General features: G+C 61.5%; 25 protein-coding genes and 2 pseudogenes. 16 read left to right on the top strand and 11 right to left on the bottom strand.

Features of this window, described 5'->3' with window-relative positions:
* The first annotated feature begins 11 nt into the window (after positions 1-11).
* Positions 12-686 carry a 5'-methylthioadenosine/S-adenosylhomocysteine nucleosidase gene (locus NKH99_RS13425; protein ID WP_353014377.1) on the top strand — a complete coding sequence of 225 codons (675 nt, stop codon included), beginning with the start codon at positions 12-14 and terminating at the stop codon, positions 684-686.
* Here the strand turns inward: NKH99_RS13425 and NKH99_RS13420 are convergent.
* The gene (locus NKH99_RS13420) at positions 658-984 is read right to left on the bottom strand and encodes a hypothetical protein (RefSeq protein WP_352541802.1); all 327 of its coding nucleotides are present in this window, start codon (positions 982-984) and stop codon (positions 658-660) included. The two genes, NKH99_RS13425 and NKH99_RS13420, sit on opposite strands and share 29 nt — an antisense overlap.
* 71 nt (positions 985-1,055) lie before the next feature.
* On the opposite strand from NKH99_RS13420, the gene NKH99_RS13415 reads away from it, so the two are divergent.
* The 6 genes and pseudogenes from NKH99_RS13415 (at position 1,056) to NKH99_RS13390 (ending at position 6,263) form a co-directional block, all read left to right on the top strand.
* Entirely contained in the window at positions 1,056-1,589 is a 534-nt protein-coding gene (locus NKH99_RS13415) for a MarR family winged helix-turn-helix transcriptional regulator (protein WP_352617798.1), read from the top strand.
* Positions 1,590-1,644: 55 nt separating this feature from the next.
* Positions 1,645-3,207, top strand: coding sequence for a glutamine-hydrolyzing GMP synthase (gene guaA, locus NKH99_RS13410; RefSeq protein ID WP_352473470.1), 1,563 nt, complete (start codon positions 1,645-1,647; stop codon positions 3,205-3,207).
* A 207-nt stretch (positions 3,208-3,414) separates the two neighbouring features.
* A pseudogene (locus NKH99_RS13405) lies at positions 3,415-3,713 on the top strand (helix-turn-helix domain-containing protein); the annotation flags it as partial.
* Between the two features lie 128 nt (positions 3,714-3,841).
* Positions 3,842-4,846 (top strand): zinc-dependent alcohol dehydrogenase family protein, encoded by a 1,005-nt coding sequence (locus NKH99_RS13400; protein ID WP_352836481.1) that lies wholly within the window; start codon positions 3,842-3,844, stop codon positions 4,844-4,846.
* Between the two features lie 148 nt (positions 4,847-4,994).
* Positions 4,995-5,243 carry a tautomerase family protein gene (locus tag NKH99_RS13395; protein WP_353014376.1) on the top strand — a complete coding sequence of 83 codons (249 nt, stop codon included), beginning with the start codon at positions 4,995-4,997 and terminating at the stop codon, positions 5,241-5,243.
* Positions 5,244-5,411: 168 nt separating this feature from the next.
* Entirely contained in the window at positions 5,412-6,263 is an 852-nt protein-coding gene (locus NKH99_RS13390; RefSeq protein WP_352541805.1) for a LysR family transcriptional regulator, read from the top strand.
* Between the two features lie 410 nt (positions 6,264-6,673).
* Here NKH99_RS13390 and NKH99_RS13385 read toward each other — a convergent pair whose 3' ends face one another.
* Genes NKH99_RS13385 through NKH99_RS13375 form a run of 3 tightly spaced genes read right to left on the bottom strand, consistent with a single transcriptional unit; the run spans position 6,674 to position 8,175 of the window.
* Positions 6,674-7,015 (bottom strand): nuclear transport factor 2 family protein, encoded by a 342-nt coding sequence (locus NKH99_RS13385; protein ID WP_352502118.1) that lies wholly within the window; start codon positions 7,013-7,015, stop codon positions 6,674-6,676.
* A 4-nt stretch (positions 7,016-7,019) separates the two neighbouring features.
* The gene (locus tag NKH99_RS13380) at positions 7,020-7,421 is read right to left on the bottom strand and encodes a VOC family protein (protein WP_352502119.1); all 402 of its coding nucleotides are present in this window, start codon (positions 7,419-7,421) and stop codon (positions 7,020-7,022) included.
* A gap of 10 nt (positions 7,422-7,431) precedes the next feature.
* Positions 7,432-8,175: an SDR family NAD(P)-dependent oxidoreductase gene (locus NKH99_RS13375; RefSeq protein ID WP_352502120.1), complete on the bottom strand. Its 744-nt coding sequence runs from the start codon at positions 8,173-8,175 to the stop codon at positions 7,432-7,434.
* Between the two features lie 132 nt (positions 8,176-8,307).
* On the opposite strand from NKH99_RS13375, the gene NKH99_RS13370 reads away from it, so the two are divergent.
* The 5 genes from NKH99_RS13370 to NKH99_RS13350 all read left to right on the top strand — a co-directional run bounded on the left by NKH99_RS13370 (position 8,308) and on the right by NKH99_RS13350 (position 12,732).
* Positions 8,308-9,225 carry an AraC family transcriptional regulator gene (locus NKH99_RS13370; protein WP_353014375.1) on the top strand — a complete coding sequence of 306 codons (918 nt, stop codon included), beginning with the start codon at positions 8,308-8,310 and terminating at the stop codon, positions 9,223-9,225.
* 267 nt (positions 9,226-9,492) lie between these two features.
* Positions 9,493-9,744 (top strand): hypothetical protein, encoded by a 252-nt coding sequence (locus tag NKH99_RS13365; RefSeq protein WP_352502122.1) that lies wholly within the window; start codon positions 9,493-9,495, stop codon positions 9,742-9,744.
* Between the two features lie 313 nt (positions 9,745-10,057).
* Positions 10,058-10,990, top strand: coding sequence for an alpha/beta hydrolase (locus NKH99_RS13360; RefSeq protein ID WP_353014374.1), 933 nt, complete (start codon positions 10,058-10,060; stop codon positions 10,988-10,990).
* Positions 10,991-11,009: 19 nt separating this feature from the next.
* A complete protein-coding gene (locus NKH99_RS13355) occupies positions 11,010-11,957 on the top strand; it encodes a sigma-70 family RNA polymerase sigma factor (RefSeq protein ID WP_353014373.1) in 948 nt (315 codons plus the stop codon).
* 37 nt (positions 11,958-11,994) lie between these two features.
* Positions 11,995-12,732: an SGNH/GDSL hydrolase family protein gene (locus NKH99_RS13350; protein ID WP_353014372.1), complete on the top strand. Its 738-nt coding sequence runs from the start codon at positions 11,995-11,997 to the stop codon at positions 12,730-12,732.
* Between the two features lie 72 nt (positions 12,733-12,804).
* Here NKH99_RS13350 and NKH99_RS32740 read toward each other — a convergent pair whose 3' ends face one another.
* Together NKH99_RS32740 and NKH99_RS13345 are read right to left on the bottom strand one after the other, a co-directional pair.
* Positions 12,805-13,296 carry a GFA family protein gene (locus NKH99_RS32740; RefSeq protein ID WP_502894794.1) on the bottom strand — a complete coding sequence of 164 codons (492 nt, stop codon included), beginning with the start codon at positions 13,294-13,296 and terminating at the stop codon, positions 12,805-12,807.
* A gap of 14 nt (positions 13,297-13,310) precedes the next feature.
* Positions 13,311-13,676, bottom strand: a complete 366-nt coding sequence (locus tag NKH99_RS13345) for a VOC family protein (protein WP_353014371.1) — start codon at positions 13,674-13,676, stop codon at positions 13,311-13,313.
* Positions 13,677-13,764: 88 nt separating this feature from the next.
* Here NKH99_RS13345 and NKH99_RS13340 point away from each other — a divergent pair, with 88 nt between their 5' ends.
* The 3 genes from NKH99_RS13340 to NKH99_RS13330 all read left to right on the top strand — a co-directional run bounded on the left by NKH99_RS13340 (position 13,765) and on the right by NKH99_RS13330 (position 16,643).
* A complete protein-coding gene (locus tag NKH99_RS13340; protein WP_353014370.1) occupies positions 13,765-14,421 on the top strand; it encodes a TetR/AcrR family transcriptional regulator in 657 nt (218 codons plus the stop codon).
* A gap of 685 nt (positions 14,422-15,106) precedes the next feature.
* A complete protein-coding gene (locus NKH99_RS13335) occupies positions 15,107-15,676 on the top strand; it encodes a TetR/AcrR family transcriptional regulator (RefSeq protein ID WP_353014369.1) in 570 nt (189 codons plus the stop codon).
* A 49-nt stretch (positions 15,677-15,725) separates the two neighbouring features.
* Positions 15,726-16,643: an oxidoreductase gene (locus tag NKH99_RS13330; RefSeq protein WP_353014368.1), complete on the top strand. Its 918-nt coding sequence runs from the start codon at positions 15,726-15,728 to the stop codon at positions 16,641-16,643.
* Between the two features lie 713 nt (positions 16,644-17,356).
* On the opposite strand, the pseudogene NKH99_RS32735 reads toward NKH99_RS13330, so the two are convergent.
* From NKH99_RS32735 to NKH99_RS13310, 5 genes and pseudogenes are all read right to left on the bottom strand, one after another.
* A pseudogene (locus NKH99_RS32735) lies at positions 17,357-17,472 on the bottom strand (alpha/beta fold hydrolase); the annotation flags it as partial.
* Positions 17,473-18,285, bottom strand: coding sequence for an SDR family NAD(P)-dependent oxidoreductase (locus NKH99_RS13325; RefSeq protein WP_353014367.1), 813 nt, complete (start codon positions 18,283-18,285; stop codon positions 17,473-17,475).
* 34 nt (positions 18,286-18,319) lie between these two features.
* Positions 18,320-18,826, bottom strand: a complete 507-nt coding sequence (locus NKH99_RS13320) for an SRPBCC domain-containing protein (RefSeq protein WP_352450990.1) — start codon at positions 18,824-18,826, stop codon at positions 18,320-18,322.
* A 3-nt stretch (positions 18,827-18,829) separates the two neighbouring features.
* The gene (locus tag NKH99_RS13315) at positions 18,830-19,429 is read right to left on the bottom strand and encodes an NADPH-dependent F420 reductase (RefSeq protein WP_353014366.1); all 600 of its coding nucleotides are present in this window, start codon (positions 19,427-19,429) and stop codon (positions 18,830-18,832) included.
* A gap of 62 nt (positions 19,430-19,491) precedes the next feature.
* On the bottom strand, positions 19,492-20,226 hold the full coding sequence (locus NKH99_RS13310) for an SDR family NAD(P)-dependent oxidoreductase (RefSeq protein WP_352473458.1): 735 nt from the start codon (positions 20,224-20,226) through the stop codon (positions 19,492-19,494).
* A gap of 276 nt (positions 20,227-20,502) precedes the next feature.
* Here NKH99_RS13310 and NKH99_RS13305 point away from each other — a divergent pair, with 276 nt between their 5' ends.
* Positions 20,503-21,399, top strand: coding sequence for a LysR family transcriptional regulator (locus NKH99_RS13305; protein WP_352502130.1), 897 nt, complete (start codon positions 20,503-20,505; stop codon positions 21,397-21,399).
* Positions 21,400-21,511: the final 112 nt, after the last annotated feature.

Here is a 21,511-nt window from a genome sequence, read left to right as displayed (position 1 = left end):
GATGGACGATCATGGCCGGCAAGACACCTGGTGAGCTCACCCCGATCTCCGGCAAGTCCGTTCTCTTCGTCATGGCGGCCGAGGCCGAATACGGTCCACACCTGCAGCGGCTGTTCACACCGCTGATGACCGGCGTCGGACCGGTCGAGGCCGGCGTCGGACTCAGCGCCGAACTATCCCGGCTGCATGCCGGGATGGCGCTGCCCGATCTCGTCGTGTCGCTCGGGTCGGCGGGCAGCCGGACGCTGGAGCAGACGGAAATCTACCAGGCCGTTTCGGTTGGCTACCGCGACATGGACGCCTCGCCCCTGGGGTTCGAGAAGGGCGCCACGCCGTTCCTCGACCTGCCTGTCAGCGTGCCGCTGCCGTTCAGGATACCAGGCGTCAGACAGGCGACGCTGTCGACCGGGGCGGCAATCGTCTCCGGCGCCGCCTACGACGCGATTGCCGCCGACATGGTCGATATGGAGACCTTCGCCTGCCTGCGCGCCTGCCAGCTGTTCGACGTTCCGCTTATCGGCCTGCGCGGCATTTCCGACGGCGCGGCCGATCTGAGACACGTTGGCGACTGGACCGAATATCTGCACGTCATCGACGAGAAGCTGGCCGCGGCGGTGCAACTGCTGGAACAGGCGATCGCCTCAGGCGCGATCGACTTCAAGCTTGTTGGGGCGGCAGGTTCTTAGCGTTGCCGAACAGCACGCCGATCATCCTGAAGCGAACGGCGTTGTCGCGATTGATGTAAGTGACTGACCCGGGCTCGTGATCGAGGGTCCAGCGTCCGGTCGCGCCGGTGTCCCAGTCGGCGACATAACCGTCATCGAGCATCCGCCAGCGCCCGCTTCGCGCCTCGCCATCGTCGAGCAGCATGTGCGCGGCACCCTCGCTTTCAAAATAGACGTAAGCCTCCTTGCCGTTTCGTTCCAACACATGGGTCATGCCCGGAATGAGCATTGCAAGGGCTTCCTTCTGAAGTGCTGCCATGATTTCCTCCTGAATTGAAGTCGCCGATTGCCTTGGCCGGCATCGCCACTTAGAGTGAACTAGTAGTCAAGATGCTTGACTATGTATCGGGCGAGAAGAATTTGGTCAAGGACCTTGACGAAAAACCTGAAGCGTTGCCGGATCACATAGGTTGGCGGCTGTGGCAGGCGAGCCGCGCCTGGCAGACCGAGTTCGCCGCTGCGATGCGCGCTGCCGGCCATCACTGGTTCACCGAAGCGCGTGCCGGCCTGCTTGGACATATCCCGCGCGGCGGCATGCGCCAGTCGGCGCTGATCGAGCGCTCGGCGATCTCAAAGCAGGCGATTCAGCAATTGCTCGATGGCCTGGAGACGGAAGGTGTGTTGCACCGTCTGCCCGATCCGCAAGACGGTCGCGGCAAGCTTGTGCGCTACACCCGCAAGGGCCTGGACGCCCTGCGCGATGGCGACCGCATCAAGCTGCAGATCGAACGGAGCTATGTTGCCCGCCTTGGTCACGAGCGTTTCGCGGCGCTGATGGGCGCCTTGCGGTCACTCGATACAACGCAAACTGATGCATTGGACAAAGCCTCTGGCGTTCAGGACAACACACCGGAATCGAAGTGAAAGCGCGACCTCACAACCCATTGCGCCGACTCGTTTCTTTCTCTAAACGCTCGCCATGAAAACAGCCAATCATCCCGACACCGTCCTGATTGTCGATTTCGGCAGCCAGTTCACCCAGCTGATTGCCCGCCGCATCCGCGAGGCCGGCGTCTTTTCCGAGATCGTGCCCTTCCAGTCGGCCGAGGCGGCGTTCAAGCGCATCGATCCGAAGGCGGTGATCCTGTCCGGCGGTCCGGCCTCGACCGGCGACATCGGCAGCCCGCGCGCGCCGCAGATCGTCTTCGATGCCGGCGTGCCGGTGCTCGGCATCTGCTATGGCCAGATGGCGATGTGCGTGCAGATGGGCGGCGTCGCCGAAAGCTCCGACCACCGCGAATTCGGCCGCGCCTTCGTCGAGATCGCCAAGGACAGCCCGTTGTTCGAGGGCCTGTGGGCGCCCGGCCAGCGCCACCAGGTGTGGATGAGCCATGGCGATCGCGTCATCTCCCTGCCCAAGGGGTTCGAGGTGCTCGGAAAATCGGAGGGCTCGCCCTTCGCCATCTTCGGCAATGTCGAGCGCAAAATGTACGGCCTCATGTTCCACCCCGAAGTGGTGCATACGCCGGACGGCGCCAGGCTGCTCCGCAACTTCGTCCACAACATCGCCGGCATCGAAGGCGACTGGACGATGCGCGCCTACCGCGAGCACGCGGTCGAGACGATCCGCAAACAGGTCGGCAAGGGCAAGGTGATCTGCGCGCTGTCGGGCGGCGTCGATTCCTCGGTCGCGGCCTTGCTGATCCATGAGGCGGTCGGCGACCAGCTCACCTGCATCCTTGTCGACCACGGTCTGATGCGCAAGGACGAGGCATCAGGCGTGGTGGAGATGTTTCGCCAGCATTACAATCTGCCGCTGATCCTGGTCGACGCTTCGGACCGTTTCATCGGCGCGCTCGAGGGCGAGTCGGATCCCGAGAAGAAGCGCAAGACCATCGGGCGGCTGTTCATCGAAGTGTTCGAGGAGGAGGCCGAGAAGCTCGGCGGCGCCGATTTCCTGGCACAAGGCACCCTCTATCCCGACGTCATCGAAAGCGTCTCTTTCAGCGGCGGCCCGTCGGTGACGATCAAGTCGCATCACAATGTCGGCGGCTTGCCCGAACGCATGAACATGCAGCTGGTCGAGCCGCTGCGCGAATTGTTCAAGGACGAGGTGAGGGCGCTCGGCAAGGAGCTCGGCCTGCCCGACAGCTTCATTGGCCGGCATCCGTTCCCCGGTCCCGGTCTCGCCATCCGCTGTCCGGGCGGCATCACCCGCGAAAAGCTGGAGATCCTGCGCGAGGCCGACGCCATCTATCTCGACGAGATCCGCAAGGCCGGACTCTACGACGCCATCTGGCAGGCCTTCGCCGTGCTGCTGCCCGTGCAGACCGTCGGCGTGATGGGCGACGGCCGCACCTACGAGTTCGTCTGCGCGCTGCGCGCCGTCACCTCGGTCGACGGCATGACGGCAGACTTCTACCATTACGACATGGCATTCCTGGGAGCAGCCGCCACCCGCATCATCAACGAGGTACGCGGCATCAACCGCGTCGTCTACGACGTGACGAGCAAACCGCCAGGCACCATCGAGTGGGAGTGAGGGGTACAAACGGCGGCAATATCGTAGTTTGGGCGGCTAGTTTCATCGCCGCGCAATTACCGTTCTAGTCGAGTTTTTCACTCCGCTAAGCTGGCTTTCTCCATCTTTGCCCGGCAACTCCGATCTGCGGCCACTTCTAGTGGATTGATTGGGACGAAAGAGTCCTGTTGGGATTTCTGTTGTCGCCGCAGCGTGCGACGTTAGGGGATGCGTACTGGCATCAGCATTTCTGTAACGGCCTCGGACAGGGCTCGGCTTGAAGCGATCGTGGCGGGGCGGAGTTCGCCGCAGAAGCATGTCTGGCGCGGATCATTCTGCTGACCGATCAGGGGCTTGGAACGCTCGCGATTATGGCGGCGACCGGCAAGTCGAAAACCTGCGTGTGGCGATGGAAGGAACGCTTCATGGCCGAGGGTGTCGAAGGACTGCTGCGCGTCAAGACCCGGCCTCCGGGCATCGCGCCGCTTGAGGCCAGGCTGGTCGACCAGGTCGTGGCGCTGACGCTGGTGCGCAAGGCCGGTTGCTCCAACGCTCGGGCCAAACATTTATGTTTGGATGTCGTGCAGTATCGTTAATCTCCAAGCGGCTTTAAATGGGGCAACGTAAGTCCGTCAACAAACAACGGAGTACGTCAATGTCCCAATCCACTCACACCATGCATGCGCTGATCTTGGGTCAGTTCAAACAGCCCTTCAGGCTCTCGGAAGTCTCGCGGCCCGTTCCTGGCGACGGCGAGGTTCTCGTCAGGGTCAGAGCGAGCGGCGTCAATCCTCTCGACACTAAGATCCGCGCAGGCGCTGCGGCACATGCGAAACATCCGCTTCCGGCGATTCTCGGCATCGACCTTGCCGGCGTCGTCGAGCAGGTTGGTCCGAGTGTCACCGCGTTCAAACGCGGGGACGAGGTCTTTGGCATGACCGGAGGCGTGGGCGGGAACCAAGGTTCGCTGGCCCAGTTCGCAGCAGTCGATGCGCGGCTGCTTGCACCGAAGCCCACGAACCTGTCCATGCGCGAGGCGGCAGCGCTGCCGCTGGTCTTCATCACCGCATGGGAGGGCCTTGTCGATCGTGCCAAGGTTTCGGCAGGTCAGAAGGTCCTGGTCCAGGGCGGTGCGGGCGGCGTCGGTCATGTTGCGATCCAGATCGCGAAGGCGTTCGGCGCCGAGGTGTACGCCACTGACGCAGCCGCGAAGAAGCCGTTGATCGAGCGCCTGGGAGCGGTCGCGATCGATTATCGCGAGAAGACGGTGGAGCAATATGTCGCCGAATACACGGACGGTCGCGGCTTCGATGTCGTCTACGACACCGGCGGCGGGACGGTGCTGGACGCGTCATTCGCCTCCGTCAAGCGGTTTGGCCATGTCGTCAGTTCCCTCGGTTGGGGTAGTCACGCACTGGCGCCACTGTCGTTCAAGGCGGCGACCTATTCGGGCGTGTTCACGCTTCTTCCGCTGCTGACAGGCATTGGCCGTGAACACCACGGCGAGATCATGCGGGAGGCCGCGCGGCTGGCCGAGGCTGGCAAGCTTGTCCCGATCGTCGATCCGCGTCTCTTCACACTCGAAACAGCGAGCGACGCCTACGCTGCCATCGAAGATGGCAATGCCCAGGGCAAGCTGGTCGTCGACATAGACGTCTGATGCGGAACGTCGAAGCGGGCTGTTCCGGGACCGTGACAGCCTCCCAGACGACGTCTCCGTTCACGGATCCCAAGAACCTAAAAGGAAAACATTATGCCTTATATTCGCGTTACGTTGGTCGACAACGTCTTCTCCGCCGAGGAGAAGCATGAAATGGCCCAAGGCCCTCACAGACGTCATGGTTCGCTTCGAAGGTTCCGAGGCGTTTCGCGAAGTAGTGTGGGTCTTGATCGAGGAACTCCACACCGATGGCTGGCACATTGGCGGACGCCCGTTCGAAGGTCCGAAGTCTCTGATGGGCATGCTCGAACGAAGCAAGACGGTTTACGAGTCGATTGACGGAAATCCCGCGACGCGGGAGGAATTTGCTCGGTTGGCCCCACCCATATCTGCGTGACGGGCGGCGTGGATGCTCAAGAATCCCACGATTCGAGCCGGCGCTTGCATTCCCGGCTCGAATATATCGCGCCTCCCATGGCGCCCCGCCTCGATCTGCTGCATATGAAATCGCATGAAGATGGGCGATCTTCGTGAGAATCCATGCGAGCACGTTTGAGTATCAAGGATGGAATGGAGCGATCTAAAGATATTTCTGGCTATTTCCCGCGAGGGCACTTTGGGCGCAGCAGCGCGCCGACTTGGGCAGACGCAGCCGACAATGGGTCGGCGATTGCGCGCGCTGGAAGAGGCTGTCGGCCATACGCTTTTCCAACGCAACTCCGACGGTTTTGTTCTGACCGACGAAGGTCAAGCGGTGCTCGGCCATGCCGAAAAGATCGAGGAAGAGGCGCTCGCCTTCGAGCGGCGGCTTGCCGGCGCCGAGGCGCATCTCGAGGGCAACTTGCGCGTTTCGTCGTCGGATTGGTTTGGTCACATCATGCTGGCTCCCGTTCTAGCCGAGTTTGGCCGCCGGCATCCGAAGCTATGCGTGGAGTTGCTCACCGACGCGCGCCTCTACAGCCTTCCCCGGCGAGAGGCCGATCTGGTGTTTCGGATTACCCCATTCAGCGATGTGGAAGTGATCTCGCGTCGACTGATGCACATTCCCTATGCGCTCTACGCACCAGCAGGCATGGCCTCCCCGTTGCTGGGAGACGGTGCGGGCGCGCGTTTGATCACCATGGATATGGCATACGCAGAAATGCCCGACGCAGTGTGGCTTAAACAGAAGCTGCCTAACGCTGAAGTCTGCCTGCGCAGCAACAATCGCGAGGTCCAGGCGCAGCTTTGTGCGCAGGGCGCCGGGCTTGCGGTTTTGCCGAGGCCACTGGGCGACCGCACGCCTGGGCTCGCAGCGATAGACATCGGCGAAACGCCACCCGGCCGGGATACCCATGTGGGCTACCACCGGGACTTACGGCGGCTCGCACGGTTACGAGCCTTGCTCGACCTAGTCATAGAGCGGCTCGCAAATTGATCTCTCGTCGATTCCATTCAGTGCACGTCGATGTCGTCGCGTCGAAGCGACGTTCTTGCGCGGCCTGTTCGAACCGGCGCAGGCGCTTCACGTCGCGCAGAGGGGGAGCGCCAAACAGACGCCGGAACTCACGATTGAATTGCGTCGCGCTATCGCAGCCCAATTGAAATGCCGAGACGTTCCCCTCGATGCCCGCCGACGTTGTTCTGCCAGGGTTCGCGTGCGTCGGCGACGAGCTGCTGGTCCGGGTGGACATCGAGGCATTGCCGTAGGGTGATGTGCTACGCCTGGTCGATGTTCTGGACGTTGTACGCGACGCGTTGCGCTTCGCCCAAAAGCTGCTGCGTGCGCTGGACAGACTGCTGGAACTGTAGAGAGACGAGAACGGCAGGTTCGTAAAGCTAGTCTAGTTATTCGAGATCGGCGTCAATGCGAACGATCAGCCCGGCGGCATTAACCGAGATGTCAAGAAGGCCGGTCTCGTGACCAAAGTCTCCGGTGAAATTGACCCGCACGCGCGCTTGGCCGGCGCCGATGCCGTCGATCGAGAGGAAGCGGGTGACCGTGTGATAGCCTACGAAATACCGCTCGATGTAATCGCGGACGCCGGCATGACCGTCGAATCGGTGGCCGGTCGACGGGTCGTCGATCACCGCATCTGGCGTGAACAAGGTCACCGCCGCGTCGGCGTCGAACGCGTTGGTTGCCGCGATCAGCGCATCTGCCGCTTTGCGCAAGGTGTTGGCGGTCATCGCTTTAGCTCCCGTGCTGCCAGCTCTTGAAGACGAATTCGAGGCTGCAACCGTCCAGGTCTCTGACCTGCGCCGCATAGTAGCGGGGATCGTAGTGCAGCTGCGGTCCCTGTGCGTTGATCTTGGTCGCACCGGCCGCCAAAGCTTCGGCATGGGAGGCATTCACCATCGCTTCAGAATCGGCGGCGAAACCGACATGCACCGCGCCGGGTGCTGCCGAGCCCTCCCTCAGCCAGAAGAACATCCGGCCCTTGGCGCCGAAGCCCTTGAGGTCGGGATGCCCCGCCGGTCCGTCCTTACCGTCGTAGTCGAGGCGGTCGGTGACCCCGAGCATAGGAAGTGGCCTTTCGCAAAAGGCGATCGACCGCGCCGTATCATTTACTGTCAGGAGCACATGATCGAGCATGTGAGCTTCCTCAAATCATGTAGCCGCCGCCAATTTCGATGTTCTGGGCGTTGATCCAGCGGTTCTCGTCTGACAGCAGGCTGGCGACCATGCAGCCGACATCGTCCGGTTCGCCGACGCGACCGAGCGCAGTCTGCCCGGCGAGTAGCGCCTCGAATTCTTCGCTTAGCCCACCGCCAAGCTCGGTGCGGATGGGCCCCGGCGCGATCGAGTTGGCACGGATGCGGCGCTCGCCGAATTCCTTGGCCATGTAGCGCGTCAGCACCTCGAGGCCGCCCTTGAAGGAGGCGTAGGGCGCAACGCCGGCGGTCGCGACGCGGCTGGTTGCGCTGGTGACGTTCACGATCTGACCGCCATCGGCGATCAGGGGAAGCAGGGCCTGCGTGAGAAAGAATGGCCCCTTGAGATGCACGCGGAACAGTCCATCGAACTGCTCTTCGGTCACCGAGGCGATGGGGTTATAGAGCCCGTACCCCGCATTGTTGACGAGGAAATCGAAGGTCTTTCTGTTCCAGGTCCTTGCCAGCGCTTCGCCGACTGCGTCGCGAAACGCAAGGAACGCCGAACTGTCGCTGACGTCCAGCTTTATGGCGACTGCCTTGCCGCCATCCGCTACGATCGCCTTGCCGACCTTCGCTGCCGCATCCGGATTGCTGTTGTAAGTCAGGATGACACCCATGCTGCGCCTGGCGCACTGGATCGCGACGCTGGCGCCGAGGCCGCGGCTGCCGCCTGTGATGATGACGATGCTCATTTGGTGCTCCTTGGATTTGCTGACCAGGTGATAGGCGCGGGGGATCGCGGCCGCTCGCACGATCCTACTCGGATCTTGCCTATTTCTGCTTCCCTGTTGATCGGCGTGCACCGCTGTGAAACAACGATGCCCATGGGCACGCAGCTTCAGGAACTCAGGCAGCTGGCTTCTCGCGCGGAAAACCGCCGCACGGAGACGGGCATTCCGCGTGTCGCCATGGTTCAGGGCGACATACCGGAACATCAGCTTGCCGCCGTCTACGATCCCATGGTCAATCTGATCCTGAGAGGGTCGAAGACGATGACGGTCGGCGATCGGACGTTTCGCTACGATTCCGCGACCTATTTCGTGATGTCGGTCGATCTGCCGGCGGTTGGCTCCGTGCACCCATCTGAAAACGGAGAACCCTATCTGGCGATCAGCCTGACTCTGGAGCCGGCGATCGTCGCCAATCTGCTGGCCGACCTGCCCAAACCTGCTGGAGGTGAGCTCTACAGACCCGGCTTCTCCGTCGCGCCGGTCACACCGGACCTGCTCGACTGCTGGCTTCGCATGCTGCGCTTGATGGAGCGTCCGAACGAGATCGCAGCCCTGGCGCCTGCCTACGAGCGCGAGATCCTCTTCCGCGTGATGCAGGGGCCGCTCGGCTGGATGCTGCGTGATGTCGCCACGCCTGACACTGCTCTCTCGCGGATCGGGATCGCCATCCAGTGGATCAGGGAGAACTTCGCCAAGCCGTTGCGCGTCGAGGCTTTAGCGGAGATGGCGGCTCTCAGTGTTTCCGCGTTCCACCGCCATTTCAAGGCCGTGACGGCGCTCAGCCCGCTGCAGTACCAAAAGCACGTGCGCTTGCTACACGCCCGATCCCTGCTCATTGCCGGAGAAGGCAACGCCACGTCCGTCGCGTTCGGTGTGGGTTACGAAAGCCCAAACCAGTTCAGCCGCGAATATGCTCGTCAGTTCGGGTTGCCGCCGTCGAGAGATGTGGCGCGATTGCGCCAGAGAGGCCCACGCAACGCCGAACATTTGCTGGCGATCAGCAATGGATGAATGTCGCGGGGCGAACTCGCGGACGACGAAGGACTACACCGTAGGCAGGGCTTCAATTCAATCCTGCTCCGACGTGGAGATGATATCCTTGTCGAGTCACATTCTTTTTTCTGACACGCAAAGGGTGAGCGATAGGGGAGGGCACAGCAGGCCTCACAACGCGACCTTCACTTCGCGCGCCTGGCCAAGCGGTTGTTTGAAGGTGAAGGACGTTCACGCGCCGGGGATGGCGGACCGAGCCGTGACGGTATAATTCCGGGAGGAATCGTGGGCGGCGTAGTCTGGCGTAGAGGCGGCGGTGCGGGCCAAGGAGTGATGTCGCCGCCGCGCCTGCCGATAGATGGCGGAACCATAATTTCCGCGATATGCCAGAAAAAACCAATGATTTCAAAAGCCGGTACTTTTGGCGGTCTATATGACGGTATGCAGAAACCGAAAAAACATTTTGTGAAGCGAATTCAAGTTCTTAAGTTAACGATTGATAATCGAGTGGGAGTGACGAGGAGTACTGCGGAGTAGAAGAGGATAGAGCAGCACGTTTAAGGCGATGTTGGCTCGGCGATAATAGTCAATAGTCCCAGCCCCCGGCCACCCGGCGACGGCATAGACGAAGCATCTGGCCGATCGGCGAATGTCTGGAACGAACGTCCCACAGAGAAGGGTGGAGCAGCCTAGCCTTGCTGGGTTTGACACCCGGGGTCCGCGGCAACTGCCACCGGCGAGGCGTTGCATCTGCCGGCCACGTATCCTTTCGCTGGGTTCATCCGTCTTAGCTGTTCATGGGCACGGTCATCCTTGACATCGCCCTCCTGGACGAATTGGAGCGTGACAAATGAACAGCAAGCAGAGCCTAGCGAACAAGATACACTACGAAACGCTCGCGGAGGCTTTTCGCAGCGGTCGAGAATCGCCACAGGAAGCATCCGAGTGGTCCGTTTTGACGGCAGAACCGGGCGGCGTCGATTACGTCGAGACGAAGGTCGGCGACAAGACCGCGCTGTGGGTTCAGCCAAAAACGGCGGCCAAAGACCGGGTCATGCTTTACCTGCACGGCGGTGGCTATGTCGGCGGATCGATCTGGACCCATCGCAAGATGGTCGGACACCTTGCTAAGGCGATCGGCTGTTACGCTCTGCTCGCTACGTACGACTACGTTTTCCAGAGCAAGTTTCCGCGCCAAATCGAGCAGGCCGTGACCGCGTTCGAATGGCTCGCCGAGCAGGGTGTCGCGCCGAAGCACACCATAGCTGCAGGCGATTCCGCTGGTGCTGGCCTGATCGTTGCGGCGGCGATGAAACTCCGCGATGCGGGACGGCCGCTGCCGGCCGCGATCCTCAGCATCTCTGGCTGGTATGATCTGTCGGCGAGCGGGCACTCCTACGAAAGCAACCGCGAGAAGGACGCCTTCTTCCAGAAGGCGGTCGTGGATATGCTGGTATCGCAAGTCCTTGCAGGGACCGATCCCCGGCATCCACTCGCCAGCCCGATCTTTGCCGATCTGAAGGGCCTGCCGCCGATCTATCTGCAAGTGGGTGGAGACGAAACCCTGCTCGACGACAGCCGAGCGCTCGCCGACCGCGCGAAAGCCGCCGGCGTCGAGATGCGCTTAGACGTATTTCCCGGGATGCTGCACTCGTTCCAGATGATGGCCGGCCGCGCTCCCGAAGCCGACGACGCGATCGCGCGGTTGGCACAATGGGTTCGCCCCAAGCTTGGTCTGGCCGCAACCGCGGCAATACGCGCTGAAGGTCAGGAGGTCGCATGACTGGCAAATTGAAACCAAGATGTGGCAGCTGAAGGACATGCCCGAGCGACCGACCGGCCTGTTCGATGCGCGATATCGCGCCTTCCTCGAGACGGTGTCAGGCGTCCGCGCCCAGCTGCATCGCTACTGCGCCCGCATGACGGGCTCACGCCTCGACGGTGAGGATCTCGTGCAGGAGACGCTGTTCGAGGCCTACACGAAGATTGAGACCCTCGACGATGCCCGCCAGCTCAAACCCTGGCTGTTTCGCATCGCTCACAATCGCTGCATTGACTTCCTGCGGCGACGCGATGCGCGCAAGCGCGCGGAGCACGCCTATTCGGACGACATCGGCATCCTCGCTGCTGAGCCGGCGACGACCGATGCACATCGCGCCATCGAACGGCTGGTTGGCCACCTGCCGCCCAAAGAGCGCGCCTGCGTCCTCCTGAAGGATGTTTTCGACTATTCGCTGGAAGAGACCGCAGAACTCGTGGACTCGACGGTTGGCGGCGTCAAATCCGCGCTCTCCCGCGGACGGGCGAAGCTCGCCGACTTGCCCCCTGAACCTGCCGGTGAACCGAACCGTCCGCTTGATCCCGACACTGCGCGGCTCTTGCAGCGCTATGTTGACCTCTTCAACCGCCATGACTGGGATGGCGTGCGGAGCCTGACCAGCGCCGATGCTCGGTTGCGGGTCGCCGACTGCTTCGACGGCCTGGTCAGAAGTTCTCCCTATTTCGTCGAATACGAGCGAAACCCGGAGACGTGGACCATGGAGTTGGGGGCGATCGACGGAGAGCCTGTCCTGATCGTGCTCTTCCAGCGAGGCGACCGGTGGCAGGTCGCGTGGCCGGTTCGTGTCCATGTCGCCGGTCGCGTCATCGATCGCATCGAAGATTATTATGCCTGTCCATGGATGTTGGAAAGCGCCGCGGAATCCGACCTGAAACTCATGACTGGGCCGGCCGTTTTGGGAAGAGCATAAGGCGACGATTTCTCACTTCTGGCCTGGCGGAGTTACGATGGTGCGTCCTCAACGAAAAATCGTGGCGTGCCTCGGGTCGAGCAGCACGGCGGGCAAGCGCCAGGCATTCGATTGGATGGCGGAGCTCCGCCGGCGGCCGGGCAACGGGCAATTTGAGTTCCGGAATTTTGGCGTCGGCGGCGACTTGGCCTACAATGCGCTGCAGCGGTTGCCGGATGTGCTCGCCTGCCGTCCCGACAAGGTCATCGTCTGGGTCGGCGGGAATGATGTTCTCACGCTCGTGTCACGCAAAGTGCGGCGGTTCTTTACGTTTTGGAAGCGTCTGCCCCGCACGCCTTCGCCCGATTGGTTCCACGAGAATCTGGCCGAGATAGCACGCAGGCTGAAGCGCGAGACGGCGGCGGACATCGGCCTTTGCTCGCTCCCTCCGATAGGAGAAGCGCCGGATTCGGACGACCCGTTCCATAGCGAGCTCAACCGGCGGATCAAGGAATATTCTGCGATCGTGGTGGCCATCGCGCACGAGGAACGCTGCGGCTATGTCCCGCTCCATGAGGCGCTCACCGAGGAAGTTCGCGCCTCGCCTGGCCGGGCCTACACGGCGTTCAACTTTCTTCCATTCTATCGCGATGCTTTTCGCGTACTGGTGCTGCGGCAGCGTCCGGATGATGTCGCCCGCGTAAATGGCTGGCTATTTCACACCGACGGCGTGCACTTGAACAGCCGGGCAGGGCTGATCGTGGCGGACCGCCTACAGAAATTCGTTCAGGCCTGAGCCCTGAGCGGCAAGGCTGTATCCGATTTGCGCACCTATCTGAATGTCTTATCGCGCAGGCTGGCGGCCGATTTATCGACCTAGCAACATCGCCACGCGCGATGCCAAAAGTTTAACGACGAACCCTAGAGGATAACCCCGGTGGCTCGGCACGTCGTCAGGAATGACATCGCTGTCCGACTTGAACTTAGTGCAAATCCGCAGCTGCAGTGGCGGGAGTTCTCCGTGAAACCGCGCTCTGTATGCCGAGACCCAATGCGGACCTCTATCGAAGTTCATTAACATCGCTGAATTGCAGCACATGGCGATGACCCTATTCGTGGCTGAAGTTTCCTTAAGCTTGTAACCCCTCAGCAATTCGGCCCCCTTGGAGCACTCGATGCGGTCCTTTCGATAGAGGATGTATGCGGTGCCGCCATCGGGATCGCGTATGGCGCCAGCACCTGGCAAAGCTTCGATCTGATCAGCTCCCTTCCGGCAGTCGTCGCAGTAGCAGGCACTGCTCACGATCGGCCTGCCGAAGGCTTTGAGTTCCACGCCACCGCAAGAGCAAGTTGCGGTCATGATAGGTGAGTGCGTCATCTGCTCGTGATCATCATGCAATTGCCCTCGCTGTCCCGAAATTCCGCGATCGTGCGCCCCGGTTGCCATGGCGCGGGGCGCGGTTCTGCTATGATCTCGGCGCCTCGCGATTTGAGTCTCTGAACGGTGACTTCGATTTCGTTGTCAACCAGCACGAGGACGGGCCCCTCAGATGGTGTTTCGTCCTTGCGCCTTAGGAAGTGGAGGGTGGTTTCGGCACCTGGAAATCCGAGTTCGATCCATCGCCACAGATCATTGCTCATGGGCTGATCCGCGACGATGCGGCAGTTCAGGTGATCGATGTAGAACGCCTTGGCGCGTTCCTGGTCGAACACCGGAAGCTCCGCGAACTGGATGTGCATTGTCGATCTCTCCCCGTTGCATCTCGGTCCAAATCAAACTAGACGGTCTAGTACCCATGAGTCAATCGGCAGCGGACACGCCAGGAGCATGACCACGACGCGTTCAGCAGGTGTTTCAGAAGAACTCGAACCGCACGGACGGTCGGCGAAAAAGCGGCGGGCCATCCTCGATGCGGCTACAGAGGTGTTTCTGCAAAAGGGCTATCTGGCCACCAACATGGACGAGATCGCGGCGCTTGCGGCCGTGTCGAAACAGACCGTCTACAAGAATTTTCCGAGCAAGGAGACGCTGTTCGTAGAGATCGTGAGCAGCGTGACCAATCGAGCCAGCGATAGGGTCCACACTGAAATGCCGGACCTCGCCGAGGGCGAAGATGTTGCCGAATATCTTCGGCGCTATGCGTACCGACAGCTTACCACTGTACTCACGCCGCGCGTCATGCAGCTGCGCCGTCTGGTGATCGGCGAGGTCGGCCGCTTCCCGGAACTGGCAAAGGCGCTCTTCGATGGCGGACCCGGGCGCGCAATTGCGGCGATGGCAGTGTTGTTCGAGCGTTTGGCTGATCACGGCCTGCTTGCGATCGATGATCCGGCCGTCGCCGCTTCCCAGTTCAATTGGTTGATTATGGGCGAGCCTTTGAACAGGGTCATGCTGTTGGGTGACGATGCGATTCCAAAACCGGCGGCGCTTCGACGGCACGCCGCGGCCGGCGTGCGGGTGTTCCTTGCGTCATACGGCAAGTGAGGCACGCCACGGCGACGAGCGAATGCCGGGCGCTACCGTGCGGACCGTTCGGCCGTGTTTGACGGTCCTTTTTTTGGTCCCCAGTGGGTCGCGGCTTGTTGCGGCGCGGCTGTCGAAATCGACCGATTGTTGTCGATAGTCGCCGAAACCGAGCCGATCCCGAATCGCCGAAATTCCCTTTTGAAATCAAGAGCGCAGATTTCTGACGGATCGCAGAGTCGGTTCTTTAGGGCGTGCAGAAAAGTTTGTGCTGCCGCGTCAACGCGTTACGATGGCTCAAAACGATCGAGTGGGAGTGAGGGGAGCGTAGTTTCGGATACTGCGGGAAACTGTGTCGTAGTGTAGGCGGCTCACACATCTCGATAGATAGATACCGAGTAATGTCCGCTTGTGGTGCCGTTCACGCTTTTGGATTGGTCAGGGCTGGGCGTGCCATCACCTGCTCTCATCGAAGTAGGCATGATGATGCCCCGGGGACTGCAATTCCCTTTCGACAGACATCTCGATCCCCACTGCGTCCCTTATTGAAAAGGCAGCCGCAGCCTCATGGTGTGTGCCCACACAATCTTCATTCGAGCTTGGTCGGTATGGACCGCGAAAGATGCGGGGCTGCATCCCTTGACCAATCTCATGCTATTCCCTATATAATCGAGTATGTACTCACTCAATGTCGTTGGACGGAAATATGGCGCGTCCCCTCAGTGAAGAAAAGCGACAGGCACTGCTCGATGCAGCGGCCGAGTTCGTCGCCAGCCTGGGCACAGGCGCGTCCACGGCCAAGATCGCAAAGGCTGCTGGCGTGTCTGAGGGAACGCTGTTCACTTACTTTCCAACCAAGGACGATCTGCTCAACCAGCTCTTTCTCGAGATCGAGGCCGACTTGGTAGAGATGATGCTGGCGCCATATCCGGCGGACGCCTCCCCCAAAGACCGACTATTCGCGGTCTGGAACCGTCTGATTGACTGGGGACTGGCTCACGCCACGGCGCGCAAGGCCCTTCGTCAGTTGAAGGTGTCGGATCGCGTGACAGCGGAAAGCCGGAACCGGTGTCACGCCATGCAGCGGGATGCGCGGACGATGGTGGAGGAGTGTCTCGCCGGCCATGCCGCGCCTGACAGGATCGCCTTCTACATCGATACCATTCTCTTCGACTTGGCCGACATCAGCATCAACGCGGTCACAGCCAAACCTCAGGAACGTGACGCCATCCGGCAGGCCGGGTTCGACCTTTTCTGGAAGGGGTCTGCCGCCTGAGTTTTAGCCCATAAATGAGTATGTAGTCACTCATAGATAAGGATCGAAAATGTCGAATTGCAAGGGTTTCACCGAAACTAACGTTCCCAAGCAGACGGGAAAAAGCTTCATCGTCACAGGCGCCAACGCCGGCGTCGGGTTCGAAATCGCGCGGGTGCTTGCCGCCAGGGGCGCGCGCGTCCTGCTTGGCTGCCGCGAGCAGACCAGGGCTCAGGACGCCATCGCGCGGATCAAGCGGATCACGCCGAATGCCGATCTCGTCTGGTTGCCGCTCGACCTCGGTGACCTGGACAGCGTTCGCACCGCAGCCGAGATCGCGGCGAAGGAGCCACGGATCGATGCGCTCATCAACAATGCCGCAATCATGAATCCGCCGCTGACGCGCACGAAGCAGGGGTTCGAATCGCAGTTCGGCGTCAATCATCTCGGCGTGTTCGCGCTCACCTCGCTGCTCCTGCCCAAACTGGCGGAGACGCCGGGATCGCGGGTGGTCGTGACCTCGAGCATCGCGCATCTGAAGGCCAAGATCGACTGGGACGACCTCAACGCCGACAAGAGCTACATCAAGACCGATCGCTACGGCGGCAGCAAATTGGCGAACGCGCTGTTCTTCTTCGAACTGGATCGTCGCCTGCGCGCGCCGAAGTCGCCCGTCACAGCCATCGGCGTTCACCCTGGCGTCGCCAATACAAGTCTTGGCCGCCACATGGGGATTGTCCAGATCGCAGGCCCAATCGTCGGCCTGCTGCTCAATAGCTCCGACAAGGGCGCGTGGCCGGCACTTTTGGCTGCGACCGGCAAGGTGAAGCCCGGAGGCTATTACGGTCCCACCGGCCTTGGCGGAATCCGCGGTGTAGCCGGCGAAGCAAAGCGCGCGCCGCATGCCGAAGATCCCGCGCTTGCGAAGCGGCTCTGGGACATCTCCATCGCCATGACCGGCATCGATCCAGGCTTGCCGGCCACCTGACTTCACGGCGACACGGTGCGTCAGGCCCTCGTGTAGGCTTGCTCTGGGGCGCGGATTGGACGAGCCTCGCCCGGGCGACGAAACCTTGCTATAAGAGACATGACGGTACTTTTCCGCTGTTAGCGGAGCGGCTCCCAGCCGCTAAAAATCGGCTCTCAGAGGCAATCGACCTCGATAGATGCCGAAACCATGCGAAAAATATTCAGTGAAAAATCTGTTTAAAATCAACAGCGTAGATTTTTGACAGCCCCCATGTCGGCTTATTGTCATCTAAACTGAGAAATTTCGAGCGAAATCAGATGCTTATGGTCCGTCCGAACAATCGAGTGGGAGTGAGGGGGCGTGCGGTAGAGTAGGTGGAGTACTGTCGGATATATTCGGAAATTGTTGGTCAACGATAGGAGGCGATAGTTCGCGGGCTATTCTGCAAGAACAAGCAGCCGTTTTACAGGTCGGCGATAGACCTTCGATTATGTGTAGAGATGCTCAAAGGGATCGATCCACCGCGCCGTTCACAGCACATGCTTTGGATTGGGATCGGAGCGCCGATCCAATTCCTCGGACAATAGACATTATGTTCCGTGGATTTGTATCATGGTCTAAGCCCCGGGGCGGGACCAACGAGACGAGCGCACGGCCGCCGAGCACAGCGGGGACGGCGCCGTAGCTGAATACGTTCTCGTGCCTCGCATAGTTTCAGAGTGCTCCCGCAATGCGTGGACCGTGCGCATGCCGTGCGCCAGATCCCTGTAGACTTAAGCGTGCCATGCTTCAGCAGCTTGGCCGACAGCGGACCCGAGTTGCCGAACGGAACAATTTGGTCGTCCTGCTACGCGACGAAGCGGACCACGCCACCATCCACCCGCAAAGCCGCGCCGGTGGTCGCCGAAGCCTGCTCCGAGCATGTGTAGATGATCATGTTGGCCACCTCATCGGTGGTCGCGAAGCGGTGGATGAGGCTCGTCGGACGCATCGCCTGCAGGAAGCCCTGCTCGGCTTCGTGCTGCGTGATTCCATTTGCGTCAGCCTGTTTCGCCATGAAGTTGCCCAGGATCTCAGAGCGGGTAGGTCCCGGCAGGACGGCGTTGACGGTGACGCCCGTGCCCGCGACCGCCTCGGCAAGCCCGCGTGAGACCGCGAGTTGAGCGGTCTTGGTCACGCCATAGTCGAGCATTTCCTTAGGGATGTTGACTGCGGATTCGCTACTTATGAACACGATGCGGCCCCAGCCTTTCGCCACCATCCGCGGCAGGTAATGACGGCTCGCGCGCACGCCACTCATTACGTTCAACTGGAAGAGGTCAAGCCAGTCCTCATCGGGGATATTTGCGATATCCTCGACGCCGTTGTAGCTCCGGATGTGTGCTGTACCGACGTTGTTCACAAGGATATCGGCGTCCGGCGCATGCGCGATCAAGGCCTTTGCCCCCTCCGCTGTCGCAAGATCAGCGGCGATACCCGAGATGTCGCTGCCGGGGAAGGCCTGCCGCATCTGCCGCACCGCCTCATCGACCCGAGCGTTTCCACGGCCGTTGACGACGACCGATGCACCGGCACGTGCCAACCCCTCCGCCGTCGCGCGGCCGATACCGGCGGTGGATCCGGTAACAATGGCCTTGCGGCCTTTGAGTTCGATATTCATCTCATTCATCTCCAAAATTAAACAGGAAGCGCAATCAATCCACTGTCGTCTTCGCTGTTTCCGCCTCCGCTGCGTGGGCGAGGCTTTCGACCCAGTCTTGGTGATACCGATAGAGTGCGCCGGGATGTTTGCGCCCGAGTTCATCGAGGAAGAAGGGGCCCTGCTGCGTTTCCTCGGTCAGCACATGGCAGCCATGGTCCGTAGGCGTGATGACCCAGCCATGGTATGCGCTTGAGCCGGTCTCGTCGCCATCAACTGTCGTCGCCCATGCGAGCCTGCGAAGGGGCTCGCATTCCGTCACGACCAGACTCATCGGAAATCCAACCGTCACACGGCTGTATCGCGTTCCGAGCGCCAGTTCCGGCTCCCCCGTCAGAATCTTGACCTGATCCTCGGCGGGAAAGTAGCTCGACCAATTCTCGGCTTCGACGAGCAGCTTCCAGACCGCTTCAGGCGGCGCCTTCACGTCAATGTCGTTGAGTGCGTAGATGGCCGACGTTTTCGGATCATATCGCTCGGGCCAAGTCACATGGTCGTACATCGATTACTGCTCCTTCTTGAACAAATCCTGGAAGATGAGCTGGCCCCAAGTGCGGCCGCGCGCGTGCACCAGCGCGCCACCCTCGTTGAGCTTTCCCAGCTTGACGGGTGCGAACCCGAGTTGTTTGGCCAAGGCCGCCACGGGAGCGGTCGCGTCCTCGTCGTCGCTCGACAGAAAGACGACACGGTGCCCGCCCTGGACGATCGGATCGGCAGCCAGAGTGGCCGCACCCAAATGATTGAACCCTTTGACGAGCTTGGCGCCGGTGAACGCCTTCGCGACGACGGCGGAGGATGGGAGACCGTCCAGCTCTTCAGGCACTGGAAACGCGTTCATCGCGTCGATGACTGTCTTGCCTTCCCAGCTCGGCAGAGCCTTCGCAACCTCGCGATGCTCCCCGAACGGGACTGCCAAGATGATTGTGTCGGCCTCGAGTGCATCCCGCAGCGACTTGGCGACTACCGTGGGTCCAATCGCCCGAGCCTGCGGCGCCAACGCCTCGGGCGGTCGGCGGCTCGCGACGGCCACGTCGATGTTTTTACGGGCGAAGGCGTGGGCGAGGGCCTGGCCTATCTTACCGAATCCTACAATTGCGTAGCTCATGATCTTCTCCGATCCGTGTTGGTATTGATTTCCCCGGCCTTCAACGGCGCTGGGTTAGCGCGTCAGAGTTGCGCAAGACCGCCGTCAACGGCGACCTCGCTGGCAGTCATGAAGCTGCTGTCCGACGACGCGAGAAAGGCCGCCGCCGCCCCGATCTCCGCCGGATCGGCCATGCGCTGGAGCGGAGTCATCGAGGCGAAGACCTTCTGGCCCTCCTCGCCTAGCGCTTCCTTCGCTAGCTCGGTCGCAGTGGCCCCGGGCGACAGCACGTTTACCCGGATGCCGGTGCCCTTTAGGTCCTCCGCCCAGGTCCGCGCGAGGTTGCGCACTGCCGCCTTGCTCGCGCTGTAGGCGCTCATCCCCGGGGCGCCCGTGGTGCCAGCGCTCGATCCGGTCAGGATTATCGAACCGCCCTCGCTCATCAGCGGCAGCGCCTTCTGGATCGTGAAGATCGTACCCTTCACATTGGTGTCGAAGGTTTCGTCAATGTGCTCGGCGGTGATCTCGCCGAGCCGAAGCTGGCTTCCCGCCCCGGCATTGGCAAAGACGATGTCGAGGGTTCCACGCTCGGCCTTCACCGCAGCGTAAAGTCGGTCGAGGTCGGTCAGATCGGAGACCGAGCCCTTCACCGCGCGGGCATTGGGCCCGAGGTCGGCCACAGCGGCGTCGAGCGCTTCCTGCCGACGGCCGAAGATGAAAACGAAGGCGCCCTCCTCGATGAAGCGCTTTGCTGCGGCGCGGCCGATGCCGGTAGCGCCGCCGGTGATGACTGCAACCTTCCCTTCAAGCTTTCCCATGACTTATCCTTCCAGGCCTTCGCCTTTGGTTGTGCGGGGACACCCCCGAGAACCTCGAAATGGGTCCGCCGGCGTCAGTTGTTGAGTGCGGAAGCGCGCACATCGGTGGTGCGAAATCGATCCGGCTGGACGACTGACGCCAGCCGCGACGATCGGCGTCCGCCGTTCGGAATTGAGCCGCGCGCGTCGACATAGGCTATGATGACCGCCCGTACTGCTGTTCGATGTGTTAGATACGGGCTTTGGAAGGCGCACCGCGCGGTGCCGGATTGCACCATGATCGACTGGGATGACGTTCGCTACTTTCTTGCCGTCGCGCGCGGAGGCTCGGTGCGGGCCGCCGCCGAGCGCCTCGGTGTGAACCACTCGACCGTGCTGCGACGTGTCGCCCAGCTCGAGGAACGCCTCGGGGTGCACATGTTCGAAAAGCTGCCTTCGGGCTACCGCCTGACGACTGCGGGCGAGGAGGTCCTCGAGTTCGCGGACCAGATGGAAGTGTCGTCGCACCTGCTGGAGACGCGCGTCTTCGGGCGCGACCAGAGCGTGCGCGGGCTTCTGCGGGTGACGCTGGCACCGCCCCTCGCGACACACCTGCTCATGCCGGACTTCGCCGACTTCGCGCGTCTGCATCCGGACATCGAGATGGAAATCTTGTCGTCCGGCGAGCTGGCAAATCTGACCAACCGAGAGGCCGACGTCGCGATCCGCGTCGTCTACGACCGCAAAACCCTGCCGCTCAATCTTCACGGCCTGAAGGGACCGGAGCTGTTCGGCGGCGTCTATATGTCCTGCGATCGACTAGCCGCGTGGCGTGCGGGCGCACCTGATCCCATCCGGTGGATCGTCATAAGCATTCATGGAATTCCGGAATGGGCCAGCGAGGGTGAGGTTCGCACCACGGCGGTTCCCTTCAGGACCACGGACGCCGAGGCGCAGATCGTTGCTGTACGGCAAGGGCTCGGGATCACGACACTGCCCTGCTTCGTCGGCGATGCCGACCCCCTGCTGGCGAGGGTGCCGGGCACCGACCTGCACATGTACGGAACGCTCTGGCTTCTCACACAGGGGGAGACACGCAAGACGAAGCGCGTACGGCTCTTCACGGAGTTCGTATCCCGCAGGCTCGCCGCGTACGCGCCGCTTCTCGCGGGGCTGTCCATATCGCGCGACTGACGCCTGGCAGGTCGCCGATGGCGCTGTCTCGAGCGGTCGGCGGCCGTCAGAAAGAAATCGACCGATTGATACCGATAGTCGCCGAAACGAGCAAATCGTGGACCGTCGAAAT

The organism is Mesorhizobium sp. M0854, from assembly GCF_040319815.1.
GTDB lineage: Bacteria > Pseudomonadota > Alphaproteobacteria > Rhizobiales > Rhizobiaceae > Mesorhizobium.
The sequence above is the reverse complement of the archived record's forward strand: the minus strand, read 5'-3'. Positions and strand labels throughout refer to the sequence as shown.

What these genes read in the sequence shown, in the direction of transcription:
- NKH99_RS13425 (WP_353014377.1), top strand. Translation starts at nt 12, where the DNA reads ATGGCCGGCAAGACACCTGGTGAGCTCACCCCGATCTCCGGCAAGTCC.
- NKH99_RS13420 (WP_352541802.1), bottom strand. Translation starts at nt 984, where the DNA reads ATGGCAGCACTTCAGAAGGAAGCCCTTGCAATGCTCATTCCGGGCATG.
- NKH99_RS13415 (WP_352617798.1), top strand. Translation starts at nt 1,056, where the DNA reads ATGCTTGACTATGTATCGGGCGAGAAGAATTTGGTCAAGGACCTTGAC.
- guaA (WP_352473470.1), top strand. Translation starts at nt 1,645, where the DNA reads ATGAAAACAGCCAATCATCCCGACACCGTCCTGATTGTCGATTTCGGC.
- NKH99_RS13400 (WP_352836481.1), top strand. Translation starts at nt 3,842, where the DNA reads ATGTCCCAATCCACTCACACCATGCATGCGCTGATCTTGGGTCAGTTC.
- NKH99_RS13395 (WP_353014376.1), top strand. Translation starts at nt 4,995, where the DNA reads ATGAAATGGCCCAAGGCCCTCACAGACGTCATGGTTCGCTTCGAAGGT.
- NKH99_RS13390 (WP_352541805.1), top strand. Translation starts at nt 5,412, where the DNA reads ATGGAATGGAGCGATCTAAAGATATTTCTGGCTATTTCCCGCGAGGGC.
- NKH99_RS13385 (WP_352502118.1), bottom strand. Translation starts at nt 7,015, where the DNA reads ATGACCGCCAACACCTTGCGCAAAGCGGCAGATGCGCTGATCGCGGCA.
- NKH99_RS13380 (WP_352502119.1), bottom strand. Translation starts at nt 7,421, where the DNA reads ATGCTCGATCATGTGCTCCTGACAGTAAATGATACGGCGCGGTCGATC.
- NKH99_RS13375 (WP_352502120.1), bottom strand. Translation starts at nt 8,175, where the DNA reads ATGAGCATCGTCATCATCACAGGCGGCAGCCGCGGCCTCGGCGCCAGC.
- NKH99_RS13370 (WP_353014375.1), top strand. Translation starts at nt 8,308, where the DNA reads ATGGGCACGCAGCTTCAGGAACTCAGGCAGCTGGCTTCTCGCGCGGAA.
- NKH99_RS13360 (WP_353014374.1), top strand. Translation starts at nt 10,058, where the DNA reads ATGAACAGCAAGCAGAGCCTAGCGAACAAGATACACTACGAAACGCTC.
- NKH99_RS13355 (WP_353014373.1), top strand. Translation starts at nt 11,010, where the DNA reads ATGTGGCAGCTGAAGGACATGCCCGAGCGACCGACCGGCCTGTTCGAT.
- NKH99_RS13350 (WP_353014372.1), top strand. Translation starts at nt 11,995, where the DNA reads ATGGTGCGTCCTCAACGAAAAATCGTGGCGTGCCTCGGGTCGAGCAGC.
- NKH99_RS32740 (WP_502894794.1), bottom strand. Translation starts at nt 13,296, where the DNA reads ATGACCGCAACTTGCTCTTGCGGTGGCGTGGAACTCAAAGCCTTCGGC.
- NKH99_RS13345 (WP_353014371.1), bottom strand. Translation starts at nt 13,676, where the DNA reads ATGCACATCCAGTTCGCGGAGCTTCCGGTGTTCGACCAGGAACGCGCC.
- NKH99_RS13340 (WP_353014370.1), top strand. Translation starts at nt 13,765, where the DNA reads ATGACCACGACGCGTTCAGCAGGTGTTTCAGAAGAACTCGAACCGCAC.
- NKH99_RS13335 (WP_353014369.1), top strand. Translation starts at nt 15,107, where the DNA reads ATGGCGCGTCCCCTCAGTGAAGAAAAGCGACAGGCACTGCTCGATGCA.
- NKH99_RS13330 (WP_353014368.1), top strand. Translation starts at nt 15,726, where the DNA reads ATGTCGAATTGCAAGGGTTTCACCGAAACTAACGTTCCCAAGCAGACG.
- NKH99_RS13325 (WP_353014367.1), bottom strand. Translation starts at nt 18,285, where the DNA reads ATGAATATCGAACTCAAAGGCCGCAAGGCCATTGTTACCGGATCCACC.
- NKH99_RS13320 (WP_352450990.1), bottom strand. Translation starts at nt 18,826, where the DNA reads ATGTACGACCATGTGACTTGGCCCGAGCGATATGATCCGAAAACGTCG.
- NKH99_RS13315 (WP_353014366.1), bottom strand. Translation starts at nt 19,429, where the DNA reads ATGAGCTACGCAATTGTAGGATTCGGTAAGATAGGCCAGGCCCTCGCC.
- NKH99_RS13310 (WP_352473458.1), bottom strand. Translation starts at nt 20,226, where the DNA reads ATGGGAAAGCTTGAAGGGAAGGTTGCAGTCATCACCGGCGGCGCTACC.
- NKH99_RS13305 (WP_352502130.1), top strand. Translation starts at nt 20,503, where the DNA reads ATGATCGACTGGGATGACGTTCGCTACTTTCTTGCCGTCGCGCGCGGA.